We start from the raw sequence: 15,404 nt of genomic DNA, 5'->3' as shown, positions 1-15,404 counted from the left end.
CCCGGGAGAGGATCTGCCATGAGGAAGTTGAGTCTGCGAGCCCTGAACCGCGCCACCCTCGCCCGTCAGTGGCTGATCGAACGCCGCTCCGCGACTGCCCTGGAAGCGATCGAACACCTGGTCGGCATGCAGGCCCAGTCTCCCCTCGCCCCGTACGTCGGTCTCTGGACCCGCCTCACCGACTTCGACCCGGCTGAACTTGCCTCTTTGCTGGAAACCCGTCAGGCGGTCCGCGGCTCGATGATGCGAGCCACCATCCACCTGGTCTCCAGCCGCGACTTCCTGGCCATCCGCCCGCTCATCCAGCCCCGTCTGGAACGCGAGGTCTACGCCAACCAAACCTACGGCCGCCACCGCCTGGAGGGCGTCGACATGGACGCCGTCCTCGCTGCCGGCACAGCCCGAATGACCACCGCGCCAGCCACTGCGGTAGAACTCCGCGAACACCTGGCCCCTCTCTGGCCCGACCGCGACGCCCCTTCCCTCGCGCACGCAGTCCGCTGCCTACTCCCCACCATCCAAGTCCCCCCGCGCGGCATCTGGGGCAAGGGCGGCAACCCCACCATGACCACCGCCGACCTCTGGTTGGGCACCCCCATCACCCCCACCCCCGACGTAGACGCCGTCGTCCTCCGCTACCTGGCGGCCTACGGCCCGGCCTCAGTAGCCGACGCCCAATCCTGGTCCGGCCTGACCCGCCTGGCCGAAGTCTTCGACCGCCTGGATCTGGTCACCTACACAGACGCAGAATCCAACCGAACCCTCTACGACCTCCCCGACACCCCTCTCCCCGACGAGGACACCGAAGTCCCCACCCGCTTCCTCCCCGAATACGACAACCTCCTCCTCTCCCACGCCGACCGCACCCGCTGGATCACCGAAGCCGACCGCACCCGCCTCACCCTCCAAGAGGTACTAACCCGCGGCTCCATCCTCCACAACGGCCGCGGAACAGCCCTCTGGAAACTAACCAAACAGGGCAAAAAGTCTGCCACCTTGGAGATCGAACCAATCACCAAATTGACAAAGCCTGCCCGGAACTCGATCGAGTCCGAAGCTCACCAGCTACTAGCTTTCACGACTGAGGCCGCAGCCAGTGAGGTCAGGTTTCTGGGGTGACTTTGTGTTGATGGAGAGCTAGCGAGACTGGATGTAGACCTCGATGGCTCGGATCCTTTCGGCTACCGACGGCTGACCAGCGAGCCAGTCAGGCTGCATCAGCCCCAGCCTGCGCGAAGTCTCTTGATGCTGAGCCTGCCAACCGTAAAGAACCTCGAGAAGCTTGCGGGCATAGCCGAGGTCGGCGACAGCTCGGTCAGCCATCCGTTCGAGGAGCTTCGCCTCACCGATGAACAGCAGCGGAGCGAACAGCGGGGTGAGGAAGAGCAAGGGGACCAGAAGGCTGTCGTAGAAGATCAGCGAAGCGAGGATGAATCCGAAATAGGACACCATCAGGAAGCCGACGATCGTGCACCCAACTGCGGGTACCGTACGGCTGAGCTTCAGGAGCTGGCGGACTACCAGGGCAACGATGCGCGTCGGCACCGAGTACCACAGAGCAATTCGGCTGACCCAGCCGCGCCCGTGCAGATGTGTTGCAAGGTCATGCGCCAGCACCGCCTCGAGATGGCTGGGCGGCAACGTGTAGAGCGCCCATCCCGTCACCGTGACGGTGCATCCACCGGCGGCCGCGCCGGTCGGAGTCTCAGCCCCTTGGATCCAGAGGGTGTAGCGATTCGCATCCACTCCAGCTCGGCCGGCGACCGCCAGCCAGCTGGGAGCAAGCCGCTGCGCCTCGACCATGGTCGGGCGCCGGAGCCCCAAGAGATAGCGAGCGACGAGGCCATCCGATCCGGGCCACAGCACGATCAGGCCAGAGCACAGCCAGCTGATGATCAGCACCCACGTGCGTTCTTCGAGATCGAAGCCCTGACAGAGCCAGTAGATGATGATGAAACTGACGCCGACCCACAATAGGCCGTTGAGGATCTCAGCGACGAGCAGCCCGATACCGCCGATGAGGCTCCCACCGGACGGTCCACCAGACACGTGAATCGCTTCGTGAGGCCGACGCGGTGGCGGTAGCTGAGGCCGTCCTGGTCCGCCCTGCGGTTGGCCTCGCCACGGACCGTTGGGACCCGAGGCCTGAGGATCCGGGGGCGAGTTGTCGATCGGTCCCTCAGGAGTACTCACACTTCGCCTCTGCCATCAGTACATCGACACATGGACATGATCGTAGTGACCACCTGTCGCGTCGTTCGGATCGTAGACCCCGCCCCCGTTGTAGGGCTTCCAGCTCCCGGTACGAGAGCTCCAGATCTTGCCATACCAGATCAGGTACCTGACGCCGGTTGTCCCGGCAGTCTGAATCGCCCAGTTCGCAATCTGATCGCCCTTGACCCGCAAGGGGGCCGATCTGCGTGCGTCACCACCAACCATCACATCGCAGGCCTTGCCCTTGGGATGATCGCTGGTCGGGTTCCACGCGTGGCGATCCCAGCAGCTCATCGGCGGATTGCCCAGTGCAGCCCTTGCCTGGCTGACCCAGAGCGCGGTTCGAGGCGTCACCATGCCGCCGGTACCGGTCGGATCGGTCACTGTCTGCTCCTGAGGAGGCCAGACACCGTTGACCGGTTGCCCCGCGATCAGGCCTTGCCCTTCATCGCAATCATCGAGCGTAAATCCACCGTCGGCAGGACCCGCTGTCGGTTTGACGCCGGACCGGCCGGCATACGGATCGCCGGCGCGATCGATGTCGATACCAGCCTCTGTAGCGATCGCTCGAGCGGTGCGCTCGTGTCGGGCATAGGCGTTCGGGAAGGCCGAGACCTGAACCGCCTGTGCGGCTTCGGTGTATGCCATCGTCGGCCATCCGTCGATGTCTACCAGCCCAGGCGGGCTCGGCGGTTTGGCACCGCCGAAGAAGGCCTCGGCCGCATAGGTCGGGTCGAGAATCTGCTGAACCGTCCCCCAGCCCGCTGACGGCCTCTGCTGGAAGAGCCCGACAGAGTCCCGGTCTCCGTAGTCGATGTTCTCCAATTGGGACTCCTGCAAAGCAGTCATCAGGGCGACCAGGGTGGCTCTTCCTGGGAGACCGCGAGCAACCGCTACACCATCGATGATCTTGGCGAAAGCGACCTGTCGCGCACGGGTCGGCGCATCCGCACCTGGGTCATCGACCCGGCCGCCATCTCCTGCCGGGCAGCTTGCGACGAACCGGTCGCCGCCTGCTCCGAAGGGCAGGATGAGCGCCAGTCCGAGCAAGCCAGCAATCGCCATCAAGCCGATTGCTTTCAACACCATCGACTTACCCACCATCGCGCCCAGGACGCCGCCGGCTTCTCGCTCCGTCAACATGAGCAGCTCACCCACTCCGTCACGGGCCTGACCCACCATTCAAGTCGCTCACGACCCAGACAGTGCCTTCCGGCACCAACGTCACCACCAGCGGCAGAACGATCCGGTCCGGATGCTTGCCGGTGATATCGATTGTGACGGTAACCAGACGGCTTATCCGGGTCGGCGTGTCGACCGGTGCCGAGTCCGGCTTCGGCGCACTGACGACCACGGAAGCAACGCTCGACTTGTCCCCATCGGCTTTCAAAGCGTCATAGGTCGAATCTCCAGCGGCAAGCAGGCTGTCGGCCACCTCACCACTGATCATCGGGTCGGTCTTCGCGACCAGATCGCCGTAGGTCTCAGCACCGGGGTCTCGCGTGTAGAACGTTCGAGCCCACCTCGTAACCACATCGACCGCCCCGGTAGTCGCCAGAGCGGACGGCCGCTCCGTAAGCACCGGTGGCGTGGAGATCGAGGAGCTTGGCGACAGAGTAGAAGCGGGTGCGGTTGGTGCCGGCTCAGATTGGCCAGGCGGTTCCGGGGGCAGTGAAGGCGTGAGTAGCCCGACGTCCTTACCCGCGGGCTCATCCTGGCCGAGCAACCGCGGCAGGCCACCACCCAGACCGAGCACGACAATCGCCAGGATGACGATTGCAACGATCACCGTCACCGGACTGGTCGGCTCGGCCTGTCTCTGCTGACGCAGCCACGCCATCCGCTCTGCCTGGTCATCGCGTCGCCAGGATCGTTTTGCCCGACGCCTATCCCTCCGCCGGAGGTCGTCAATCTCGTCGGGATAGGAATAGTCCGGACGCACCACATCACGCCAGTTCTCCGGCGCTTCTGGGCGTGGCCGGTCGCTGGCCGCATCGTCGGCCTCGTGGGGACGCTTACTCCCGCGTTGCCGTTTGCCTTCCCGCCTACTCATCCCGTGCTCACCTGCGGGTCGGCACCATGACGGTCACTCCGTCCTTGGTCACCTTGGAGTACTCGCGGAATCGACGTGTGCCACCAGGCGCCGGACGTCGCCGTTCCCGCGCCACCTTGGGCGGACCATCACGCAGGCTGGCCGAGTGTGCGTTTACTCGGGGTTCGAAACGGCTACCCCCCTGCGGTTGAGGGGTATCCCGGGCATGGCGAGGACGCTTCGACTCAGCAGGGCTGCCGCCACTGGAGGTCGTCGGCGCCACCGCTGAGGAAGTCACGCCACCACCGGAGCTATAGCCGACAGAGATCGTCTTTCGTCGAGAAGAACCACGGCCATCGCCACCCTGGTTTGGACCAGATGCAGCTGCCTGGACGTACTGAGCCTGGTCCTTCGCCCTGGTCGACTGAGCATCGGCCCGGCCGATTGATCCGGCGCCCTTGGAACTACCAGCTGCCTCGATTGCGCGTCGGTCGTTTCCTGCTGCCAACTCTTGGGCGGGCCGCTGTGGTGATCCGGCGGCGCCTCGGGCTCCGCCAAGCACAGGTGCCTGCCGGAAGATTCGTACAGATGCCACCCTCTCGACGCTGGCCTCTCGAGCGCCTCCCTTGCCGGCCACCCGTTCACCAATGGTCGGACTGGCTGCACGACTGCCCACAGCACCCATCAACCGACGAACGGCCGATGTCGCACCACGGCGGGCCAACCCACCCATCAGCAGACTGCCCGCTCCAGGCCGCATCATCGAACTCATGCTCTCGAAGAGTCTGCGAAGCCGGAACCCAGCGATCAGAACAGCGATCGCGAGGCCGCTGACAGGCAGCCAGCCGAGCGTGTCAGTGAGCCCGAAGACTGCTGTCACCAAGGCCAGGGTCGTCGAGAACACGAGGAGCGCGAGGATCGATTGCAGGACGAGGCCGAGGAGAGCCTCGAACCAGTTCATCCCCCATTGTCTGGTTCGGCCCGGCACGGCCCAGAGACAGGCGAACAGGACGCCGACAACCAGCAACAACATGCATCCGACGAAGGCCATCAAGGCAGTGAACGCCAACGAGATCGTCAGGAAGGCGAAGAGGGTCGCGGCGATAGCGCCGAGCGTGAGTACTCCGACTCGACCGAACGGATTGTCCCCTTTGGCCCACTTGACTGTGGCAGCGTCGCCGCCACCTTCGGCCTTGCTGACCTCGTTGTCGATGTACTCCTTGCGAGCGTCACCATCAGTTCCCTTGTCCAGCAGGGCCTTGCCGTAGCGCTGGCAAGCGGCGAGCGAGCCGAATTCCGCGACACACCACGGAGTGGCCGCAAACGCCCTCCAGGTCGCGTCGCCGGACTTCCGTAGCAGAGTGTCGCGGTCAGTGCCGGAAAAGCTTGGTTCCGGCATAGTGATCGGCACCTTGACGGTGTCGCCGAGCACATGTGTCGAAGTACCGACCACGGCATCTGAACCGATCTGGCGAGCTCCGTCAACGCCGGTCAGCCAGGTCGATGGCGCAACCGCGAAACTTGTTGCCAGCAGCCCGGCGGCGAAGACCCACACCAGTTGCCCCATCGCGCTTCCGCTCGCACGCTTCTGGGCGTAGGCGGCGATCGCACCGAAAGCCAAAGCGGACGGCAACAACCAGCCGACGAACTCGGTATTCACCGCGCCGATGGCCGCGGATGCTGTTTGTGTCAGCGGCTTGATGTCGGTGAACGAGAAGAGCCACCATCCGACCGAGATCGCGGCCCGCGTGATCGCCACGATGTACATCATCACCATGTGCGCGTAGCCGTTGAACACGGCCTGGATCGGGTCCCTGAAGCTCGTCTCGAAGTCGAGCCCGTAAACCGTAGGACTGTACTGCTCGAACAAGGTTCGGGTGTCCCCGCCGGTCAGATCCGGGGTCGGGAGCAGGTCGCCGAAGCCGGTGGGGTTGGTGGGGCCGGTGGGGTCGGCTGCTAGGGCTAGTTGGGCGGTGACTATGAAGGAGATCGCGAGGGTGGTCAGCGCCGTTCTGAGGCGGCGAGACCACTTCATGCGACGTGCTCCTTCTTGCCGGAGCTGTTGTTGGACTTGGTGGGGTCCGGGTCGCTGGCGGGGTACATCGCTTCGTTGTAGGAGGCTTCGTCGGCTTCTTGGTCGTAGACCTCGCTGGGGCCGATTGGTTCTTCGTAGCGGGGTGGGTGGTGGTGGTCTACGCCGTTGGGGGGTGGGGGCGGGGGTGGGGCGGTGACGCCGTTGGAAAGCGTGTGTGAGGTGCTGGTGGGGGCGTGGTGGGAGGAGGTTTCTACTACTGGGACTGAGGGGAGGGGGGCGTCTTGGGTGGGGTCCTGGGTGTGGGCTTCGGCTTGGGCTGTTGCGGCGGCGGCCGGTTGTAGGGCGTTGGCGCGGTCTTCGTCGTCTTCGGCGAAGGGGTCTGGGTCTTCGTAGGGGGCGAGGATCGGCTGGGTGGGTTCCAGGTCGTGTTCGGACTCGGGGGTGGTGCGGAGGAGTTCGGCGACCCGTTGGCTGGGGATGTCGATCTGGACGGTGGCGACCTCGTCCCAGCGGTCTCGCATGATGCAGTGGCCGTGGCGGATGCTCTTGCCGTTGGCTGCCGTGTTGATGCCTCGGACGAGGGTTTGGTACGGCGCTGTTTGGGGGCGGCCGAGGAGCTCCAGCAGGGAGTCGACCTGTTCGCGGGAGCGGAGGCTGAAGGCGAACAGGGTGGTGATCTGCTCGACCAGGCCGGGGAGCTTCAGGATTGAGGCTGGGTCCTGGGTGTCCAGGACCAGGGAGGCGCCCAGGGCACGGCCTACTCGGGCGATGTAGTCGAGGAACGAGGCGCCGTCGGGCGTCTTGGTGAGCAGGTGGACCTCGGGGACGATGACGACCTTGGAGCGGCCACGGAACTCGCGGCGGCCGGTGGTACGGACCATCCAGGCAAGGCAGCCGCGCAGGCAGGCCATGCCGACCCGTTCGATCGGGGACCACGACTCAGGCGCGGACTCCGGCGAGGGCAGAGTCAGGCCAGGCATCTGTACTACCCACAGGCCCGGGTTGGTGGTCAGCGACGAGAGGCCGGACGGCGGGCCGGCGACGACCGAACCGAGGCCCGTCTCGACCAGGTCGCGCAACGCGAAACCGACCGTCCGGGTGGTCTCCGACTCGGCCGCGCACAGCCGCTGGATGACTCCCCACGACGACGGGTCGGGCGACTGGATCTCCGCACGCGTCGCCGCCATCACCGGAGCTTCCGCGGCACCACGCAGGTGCGGCGGCAGCAGCAACATCAACTGCGACGGCGCCTGCAGCAAGGCGTCGTCCACAGGTAGTACGCGCAGCAGGTCGGCAGCACCGGAGAACTGCGCGGTGATCTCGATGACGGCAGTCGGTACGCCGTACTCCGCGGCTACCGCCGAAACGCCTGCCGCATCACCCTTCAGATCCAGCAATGGCACCCATGCCCCGGCGAAAGCCGAGTCGAGGCCACCGAGCATGGCAGCAGTCGTCTTGCCTCGACCCGACCGGCCGAGGAACAAGGTGGTCGTCGCGTCGCCCAGGGCCGAACCGGCAGCCGCGTCGAAACGCACCAGGCCAGGCGTCGAGCCGGTCAGGTAGCCGATCGACGGACCGGTCGCGTCACCGATCGACGCGCCGCCCCAGAACCAGGATCCGAAGAACGCGGTCGACTCCCGGACATGGCCGAGGTCGGGCACCCGGAGCTGGTCGCCTGGCAGCGATTCCAGCCAGAGGTCGCGCTGCTCGTCCGCGCCGGCGGCCACCGTGATGCCTCGGTCGGCGTAGTGCGCGACGACGGCGTCGACGTACGCCTCGAGGTCCTCGCGGGTGTCCGCGCTGACCAGTAGGCGGGGGTGGTCCTCGACCAGGGTGAGGCCGCTGCGGTTGATGTCGCGCTTGACCTCGCGCATGATCCGCTCGGTCTCGACGATCTCGTCGGCGGTCTCCTCGGCGGTGCCCTTCGCGGCGGAGCGGCGCTGTTCCTTGGCGCTCTTGCGGGTCTCGTCGACTAAGTGCCGCGCGGTCTTCTTGGTCAGTACCCGGAACCGTACCGAGGCCTCGACGGTGACGTCGATCTCGTCGCCGTCGTCGTCGATCGCCTTGATCTCGGACAGCGTCCGCAGCCACTCCCCCGCGCCCGGGGTCTCGAGCTCCTCGGGGAAGTCCGTCATCGCCAGCACACTCGTGTACGCCGCGATCTGACCGCGGGAGTCGTAGATGCGCAGGTGGTCGGTGTAGGGCACGACCCGGCCGGACGTGAGGCGGGCCAGCGAGGCGCCGGTGATCAGGCCGCGACGGGGTGCGGCTACCGCGCCGCGGTGCATCTCACGGCTGATCAGCCAGGAGATCACCTCGGCCGGAGCCGTGTGCGCGCGCCAGACGGTCGAGCCGAGCTGACGGGCGAGCTTGTGGACGCGCTCGTCCAGGTGCGCGAGCTCGCGCGCGCTCACCCGCCACGACGTCGTACCGAGGGCGTCGCTGATCGAGCCGCGGACCTGGGCGGTCGCGCGCGGGTCGCGGTCGCTGAGGTGGACGCCGAGCGCGACGTAGCGCTCCGGCATCCGCATCTCGTCGATCCGGTCGGCGCGGGTCTGCGCCCAGCCCTCGTGGTCGCCGATCCGGTAGTGACCGGCGATGCTGTCGATGTAGTCCTGGCCGGTGGATCGGCCCCAGACCACCTTCAGGTGGCTGAGCCGGTCACCGAGGATGGTCGCGGCGGCACTGACCGCGGCGTCGAGAGCGGCGTCCTGCTCGCCCTCGGTGGCCAGGTCGGTGTTCGCGACCGAGATCAGGAACCATGCCTCGGCGCTGCGCTCGGTCACCAGCAGACCGTCGGCGATGGCGACCAGGCGTGGCGGCGGCAGGCCGCGCTCGCGGCCGACACCGACCAGGTTCAGGAGCTTGTCAGCGATCTTCATCAGTGCCCCTTATTTCGGCTGTGTCCCGACGATGTCCTGCGACTGACCCTCTGCACGTGGTCCGCCCCGAGGAGGCGGGCCCGCTGGTTCACGGTGATCTCCGCGCCGGCGCGGATCTGCGGGTCGAGCTCCACCACGTCCTCGCGTTCCCATTCGGGCGTCACTCTGGCCTTCGCCAGGTTGGCCACCTTCTGGGTTGCGACGCGCTCACGCCAGGGCAGGTACTCCGTCTTGTCGGCGGCCCGGGCGCCAAGTCCGATGATCGGGCGGTGGGCGCGCAACGCATAGCGGACGGCGAGCGCCCACTCGGTCACGCGGCGGCGGCGTTCGTGGTGCTTACCGGCCCGCCAGCCGAACGCGGTGATCACGAACGGCGGTACGACGTACAGGCTGACGGTGGCCTTCTGCGGCACCCCGATGAACGGGACGAGCAGGGCGATCCAGACGAGGATGATCACCGCACCGAAGATGATCATCCGCCGACGGGCGCCTTCTCCGAGGTCGATGCCGAGCAGGTCGTACTGCCGGGTCTCGATCTCGAAGTGGTGGGTCAGGGTGCGACCGACACGCATCAATTACCTCCGGCCAGCAATCCCCAGAAGCCCTTGAGCACGTTGATCGTCTGGTTGTTGGCGTAGATCAGGCCACCGACCAGGACACCGGCCGCGATGTGACCGAACAGCTCGCCCCACTCGCGCTTGAAGTAGTGCCCGATCGCGCGCAGGACCAGGATCGCGATGAAGATGTTCCCCGCGATGACCAGGACCCAGTCCTTGAAGTCCGCCCCCGTGGGGACGTTGCTGTCGGCCATCGGCGCGGTGAGCTCCACCACGCTCGCGACGAGTTGGTGCGTCATCATTGCGGTATCTCCCTTGGTGCTCTGATCATCCGACGGCAGTCTGCTGTGGTCATCCGACGGCAGCCACTTGCCATCGCTGTGCTCCGTCCGCGGCGACAGTACGCCGAAGAGTGAGCGAATAGGTCTGGTCGAGGGTGGTGTCCCCGGCCCCGTCCCAGGTAACGGCAGCCGTGGCTCGGCGCTCGTTATCGTTTCCGGTGTAGACCTGCCAGGATTTCAGGTCGCCGAGCTTGACGACACCGTTGAGGCTGCGGATCGCGGCGCCTGGTGCGGTCACCGCTTCCACCTTCGCGTCGGACTCGGCGTACGCGCTGAAGAAGGCCTCGGCGTCCTTCATCGTCACCGCGGTCAGATCGTCGTCCGGTACGCCGGCTTCCGGCATGTTGTCGGGCAGGGCGGCCCGCTCGTCGGCGACGAAGGTGGGCGGGCCGCTGGCGACGACCCGCGACGCCGTCCGCACCACCGGCACGGAGACGCGTTGCCAGGTGTACGGACCGGGCAGGTAGCTGCGGCCCGACTTGGTGAACACCCGGATCTGGACCCGGACGTCGACGACCGCGACCACGCCGCCGGCGTCGACCTTGACCTCACCCGGGTAGGGGTTACCCGCGGTCTGCTTGCCGCGGCCGTTCCAGCCGGCCCGGGTATCCAGGCCGGCGGCGAGGTCGAGGCCGATCTGGGCCGGGCGCGCGTCAGGGTTGGCCTCGTCCCAGTTCAGGTACGAGACCGCGTACCGGCTCGCGACCGCGCGGGCCTCGTCCGCCGGGAAGCCGGTCTGGCTGACTCCGCCGTTGGTCGTGGTGGTCGAGTTCGGCCGGACCCAGGACCGGACGCCGCTGATCGCGGCGAGCAGCAGGACCGCGACCGCCAAGCCGCGAAGGAAACGTTTGCCCCAAATTGAGAAGGACGTCTCCGGCTCGGTCGACCAAGGAGTCTGGTTGGGCTCGAGGATCGGCTCGCGGACCGGACCGGGCGCCGCGTGGGCGCCGTGCGGCGATCGCTGCCGGAGTCGCTCGGGCTGCCTGTTCCCGGGCACCGGCGGCTGGCCCGTACTACGGGCTGCCGGGGGCTGGCCGGGCGCCTGACCTGGCGGTACCTGCCCCGGCGGCGCCTGGCCGGCCGGTGGCTGGGCGCCGGGCTGCTGCGGACGGCGCGGCGGTGCCATCAGTCCACCGGTGTTCGGCGGCTGGGGTTGGCTGTACTGCGCTGCTACCCCCTGCGCCTGGCGAGGCGTGGGTGACACCGGGCCATCGGGGTGGGACCACCACTCCGGTGCGGTGTTGCTCTGCGGGCGTTGCTTGCCCGGCTTCTTAGTGCGCTTCTGGTCCGCCCAGTGCTCACCTTTTGGCGGCAGATTCAGCAACGTTCGCCACCAACTCATCGCTACCCGCCCCTCAGACAGCAGTTACGCGGACAGTAGCCGGGAGAATACGGCAAGCAACTGTCCATCGGGAGACCCCAGACCAGGATCCGGATGTTGCATCGCTCCCCGCAGCCATACTGTTACCCGCTTCCGCGCTCGGTGCACATTCACGGGTGAAGCGTGACACCTTCGGTACCGTCTCCATAACTCCTCTCTCATGCCCGACCGGTCGATCAGGCAGCGCAAACCATGCCACACGGTCCCGACAGGTTCGAAAATCCGTGCGAACAACATGGTAAGCGGAACGATCCAACTGATCACAGATAGTAACCGATCTGCCGGTCCGCCCTGTGGAAAACTCTCCCGTGGCGCGGGGTCAAAGTACTAGTGTTTGACCAACCTGCGGACCTTTGGAAGGACAAGCATGGAGACTCGTCGACTCGGGCGGCTGGAGCACCAGAGCTCGGTACTGATCTACGGCGCGGCATCGCTCGGCGGAGTGGACCAAGACCGCGCCGACGCCTCGATCCAGGAGGCGCTCGACGCCGGGATCAACCATTTCGACGTGGCGGCCGACTACGGCGACGCCGAGCTGCGGCTCGGGCCGCGGATGCCGGAGATCCGGGACCGGATCTTCCTGGCCACCAAGACCGGACGGCGCACGTACGACGAGGCGTGGTCGGAGATCAACCGCTCACTGGAGCGGCTGCAGACCGATCATCTCGACCTGATCCAGATGCACGCCGTCTGCGATCTGGAGAACCTCGACCTGGTCACCGGCAAGGGCGGCTCGCTCGAGGCCGCGATCCGGGCCAAGGAGGAGGGCATGGTGTCGGCGATCGGCATCACCGGGCACACCGCCGAGGCGCCGTCGGTGCATCGCGAGGGGTTGCGCCGGTTCGACTTCGACAGCGTGCTGACGCCGCTGAACTACAAGCTGTCCACCGATTCGCGGTACGCCGACGACTACGCAGCGCTGGTGGAGGCCGTCCAGGCCAGTGACGCTGCGCTGATGACGATCAAGATGATCGCCCGGCGGAACTGGCGCGAAGGCGAGAACAAGGCGTACGACACCTGGTACCAGCCCTTCGACGACCAGCGGTATGTGACGGCCGCCACAGCCTGGCTGCTGAACGGGCATCCGGAGATCACCGGGCTCGCGACCGCCGGTGAGACGAAACTGCTCAAGCAGATGATTCAGGCCGAGCAGGAGCGCGCCGGGCTCAGTCCGGAGGACGCGGCTGCCATCCTTGACGAGGTGCGGGACTACGAGTCCCCGTTCGCCGACATGCCGTTCTGATCCCCCGTACCGCGGTGCGCGGGGCCGGGAACACTGACGGCTCCCGTGCTGTTGTGTAGGGGGTATTCGTCTAACTTCGGAGGTCGTAGTGGCAACGGTCGAGCTGTCCCAGGAGAACTTCGACAAGACCGTCGGTTCCGACGGGCTCGTCCTGGTGGATTTCTGGGCGGAGTGGTGCGGTCCGTGCAAGATGTTCGGACCGGTGTTCGAGAAATCGTCCGAGACGCATGAGGACATCACTTTCGGCAAGGTGGACACGGAGGCCCAGGTCGAGCTGGCCCAGGCGTTCCAGATCAGCTCCATCCCGACGCTGATGGCTGTCCGCGACGGTGTCGTTCTGTACTCGCAGCCCGGCGCCCTGCCGGCCGCGGCGCTGGAGGACCTGATCACCCAGCTTCGCGCGGTCGACATGGAAGAGGTCCGCGCGCAGATCGCGGCCCACGAGGCCGAGCACGGCACGGAGCCGCACACGCACTGAGCCTCAGCGCTGCAGTCATAGCTGAAGAAGCGGTCCGGACCTGGTCATCAGGTCCGGACCGCTTCTGTTTTCACCGAGCTTACGTAGACAGAGCGTGGCTCCCCGAGGGGAGCCACGCTCTCTTCTGGCTCGGCGTCGTTGGCCGAGGCAGGCGGTGCGACGGTCCTCCGCCCGAGGACCGCTGGTACTCCGGGGTCGGAGTACCAGGTGGTGCGGCCGGCTCCCGCGCGGCATCGCGGGAGCCGGGTCATGCACTCGCGGTCCCCGCCAGGCGCTCGGTGTGGACCGCTGCCGGGTTCCGCGAGTGAGGCTTCGCGGAACCCGGGTCCTGCACCGCGGGTCTCCCAACTGGGCGGGAGTCGCGGGTGCTGCGGCCGGTATCCACAGAGCAGGCGCCGTGCGGATACCGGGTGGTGCTGCGGCTTCCCGACAGGGGCCGGGACGTCGCTGGTGGTGCTGGCTCCCGCTGAGGCGGGGCCGGTGGTGCTGCGGCTTCCCGGCAGGGCGGGAGTCGCGGGTGGTGCTACCGAGCCGTGGTGAGCAACTCGGGTCGTACGCCGGACTGTGGCCCGGGTGATGCTGCCGGGTCCGTGGTGAGGGAACCCGGGGTCGTGCGCCGGCTCCGTGGGGTCACGGTGGGCCGGGTGGTGCTGACCGGTCCGTGGTGAGCGGATCGGGTGGTGCGCCGGGTTGCCGCGGAATCGCGGACCCGGGGTGGTGCTGCCGGAGCCCCGGGAGATGTACGGGGCCGGCTGGTGGTCTCCTGCAGGGTGGAGGCCGCCTGGTCCCGTCGCGGTGAGGCGGCTGGGGTACGACTCGGCCGCGACGGGAGTTCGAGGGTGGTCGGTTGGGTGGTGAGCTCGGCTGCAGCCGTGCTCTGGGTGGCCGGCTGCAGCCGGGCTGGGAGGAGTCCGTCTGTGGCCGGACTCGTGTGGTCAGGTGTGGCCGGTCAGCGGAGTGGGTTGAAGGGGGCCAGCTCGACCGGCGTACGGCCGGTGGTGATGGTCTCGGCGAGCAGTTGGCCAGTGATCGGGCCGAGGGTGATGCCCCACATGCCGTGGCCGCCGGCGGCGAAGACGCGGGGTGAGGAGGTGGCGCCGATCAGCGGCAGGCCGTCCGGGGTGCAGGGACGCGGGCCGACCCACTCGAAGGTGCGAGCGTCCAGGTCGGCGTCCCGCAGCAGCGGCCGGGCCGCCTCCACGATCGCGTCGATCCGGCGCGGGTCGAGCTTCGCGTCGGGCTTGCGGAACTCCATCATCCCGGCCACGCGCAACCGGTCGCCCAGCGGCGTACAGGCGATCCGCTGCGCCGGGAAGTAGACAGGACCGGCCGGTACGTGCGCGATCGGCACGCTGAAGCTGTAGCCGCGACCCGCCTGCACGACGGTCCGTACGCCGAACTGCCGGGCCAGGTCGCCGAGCCACGCGCCGGTGGCCATCACGACCGCGTCGTACGGCGTGCTCTCGCCGTCGGCGGTGACGATCCGGACGCCGCGGATCTCGTCCACGATGTCCTTCACCGTCACGCCGGTGACGATCTTGCCGCCACGAGCGCGGACCGAGTCGGCGAGCATGTTCACGTACTCGCCCGGGTTGATGAAGCGCTGACCGTGCAGCCGGATCGCCGCACCGATCTCGTCCGACAGCGACGGCTCGATCTCGCGAGCGTCGTCACCGGTGATGGCCTCGAACTCGATCCCCTGGCCGGCCGCGTGGATGTGCTCGATCTCCTCGAGCAGCACCGAGCGCTCGGCCTCGGTCCGGTACGCCGCGAGGAACGACTTGGCCTCGTACGTCTCGGCCTCGACCCCCGCCTTGGCCAGCGCATCGAAGCCGTTGAGCGCCTGCCGGTTGATCGGGACGAGCGCCTCCATCGCGGTCTTCCAGCGTCCGGCGGTGCTGTTGCGAGCGAAGCGGGTCAGGAACGAGATGAGCCGCGGGCTCGCCGTCGGCGGTACATAGACCGGCGAGGAGGGGCTCAGGACCGCACGGACGCCGTACTTGAGGACCGCCGGCTCCGGCAGCGGAGTCGCCAGGCCGGGGGTCAGCCAGCCCGCGTTGCCCCAGGAGGCGCCCGCGGCGACACCCTCGCGATCAAGCACGGTGACCTCTACGCCGGCCTCCTGGAGGAACCAGGCGGTGGCGAGACCGACCATGCCGGCGCCGACTACGGCGACCCGGTCCGGGACGATGTGAGTGCCTTGCACGGAAGCGACCATGTATCGATGGTGCGGCCGCCCGG

12 protein-coding genes are annotated in these 15,404 nt (G+C 67.3%); 3 read left to right on the top strand and 9 right to left on the bottom strand.

The genetic code is table 11. The features are described from left to right. The first annotated feature begins 18 nt into the window (after positions 1-18). Entirely contained in the window at positions 19-1,119 is a 1,101-nt protein-coding gene (locus G3I17_RS17445) for a winged helix DNA-binding domain-containing protein (protein WP_164597452.1), read from the top strand. Between the two features lie 18 nt (positions 1,120-1,137). Here G3I17_RS17445 and G3I17_RS17440 read toward each other — a convergent pair whose 3' ends face one another. The 8 genes from G3I17_RS17440 to G3I17_RS17405 all read right to left on the bottom strand — a co-directional run bounded on the left by G3I17_RS17440 (position 1,138) and on the right by G3I17_RS17405 (position 11,403). Continuing rightward, entirely contained in the window at positions 1,138-1,974 is an 837-nt protein-coding gene (locus G3I17_RS17440) for a M48 family metalloprotease (protein WP_164597450.1), read from the bottom strand. 234 nt (positions 1,975-2,208) lie between these two features. Continuing rightward, positions 2,209-3,372, bottom strand: a complete 1,164-nt coding sequence (locus G3I17_RS17435; RefSeq protein ID WP_164597448.1) for a hypothetical protein — start codon at positions 3,370-3,372, stop codon at positions 2,209-2,211. Positions 3,373-3,376: 4 nt separating this feature from the next. Then, positions 3,377-4,054 (bottom strand): hypothetical protein, encoded by a 678-nt coding sequence (locus G3I17_RS17430; RefSeq protein WP_164597446.1) that lies wholly within the window; start codon positions 4,052-4,054, stop codon positions 3,377-3,379. Positions 4,055-4,274: 220 nt separating this feature from the next. After that, entirely contained in the window at positions 4,275-6,116 is a 1,842-nt protein-coding gene (locus G3I17_RS17425; RefSeq protein WP_164597443.1) for a type IV secretion system protein, read from the bottom strand. A gap of 161 nt (positions 6,117-6,277) precedes the next feature. Continuing rightward, complete coding sequence (locus G3I17_RS17420; RefSeq protein WP_164597441.1) at positions 6,278-9,163, bottom strand: ATP-binding protein; 2,886 nt, start codon at positions 9,161-9,163, stop codon at positions 6,278-6,280. After that, a complete protein-coding gene (locus G3I17_RS17415) occupies positions 9,163-9,735 on the bottom strand; it encodes a hypothetical protein (protein WP_164597439.1) in 573 nt (190 codons plus the stop codon). The genes G3I17_RS17420 and G3I17_RS17415 overlap by 1 nt, the downstream gene beginning before the upstream one ends. Next, positions 9,735-10,022, bottom strand: coding sequence for a hypothetical protein (locus G3I17_RS17410; RefSeq protein WP_164597436.1), 288 nt, complete (start codon positions 10,020-10,022; stop codon positions 9,735-9,737). The genes G3I17_RS17415 and G3I17_RS17410 overlap by 1 nt, the downstream gene beginning before the upstream one ends. A 49-nt stretch (positions 10,023-10,071) precedes the next feature. Then, the gene (locus tag G3I17_RS17405; protein WP_164597434.1) at positions 10,072-11,403 is read right to left on the bottom strand and encodes a conjugal transfer protein; all 1,332 of its coding nucleotides are present in this window, start codon (positions 11,401-11,403) and stop codon (positions 10,072-10,074) included. Between the two features lie 406 nt (positions 11,404-11,809). Here G3I17_RS17405 and G3I17_RS17400 point away from each other — a divergent pair, with 406 nt between their 5' ends. Both G3I17_RS17400 and trxA read left to right on the top strand, forming a co-directional pair. Further along, positions 11,810-12,685 carry an aldo/keto reductase gene (locus tag G3I17_RS17400; RefSeq protein ID WP_164597433.1) on the top strand — a complete coding sequence of 292 codons (876 nt, stop codon included), beginning with the start codon at positions 11,810-11,812 and terminating at the stop codon, positions 12,683-12,685. An 88-nt stretch (positions 12,686-12,773) separates the two neighbouring features. Further along, a complete protein-coding gene (gene trxA / locus G3I17_RS17395; protein WP_164597431.1) occupies positions 12,774-13,163 on the top strand; it encodes a thioredoxin in 390 nt (129 codons plus the stop codon). Positions 13,164-14,112: 949 nt separating this feature from the next. Here the strand turns inward: trxA and G3I17_RS17390 are convergent. Further along, positions 14,113-15,381: an FAD-dependent oxidoreductase gene (locus G3I17_RS17390; protein WP_164597428.1), complete on the bottom strand. Its 1,269-nt coding sequence runs from the start codon at positions 15,379-15,381 to the stop codon at positions 14,113-14,115. Positions 15,382-15,404 lie beyond the last annotated feature (23 nt).

It is taken from the genome of Streptomyces sp. SID13031 (genome assembly GCF_010548305.1).
Lineage (GTDB): Bacteria > Actinomycetota > Actinomycetes > Propionibacteriales > Kribbellaceae > Kribbella.
The sequence above is the reverse complement of the archived record's forward strand: the minus strand, read 5'-3'. Positions and strand labels throughout refer to the sequence as shown.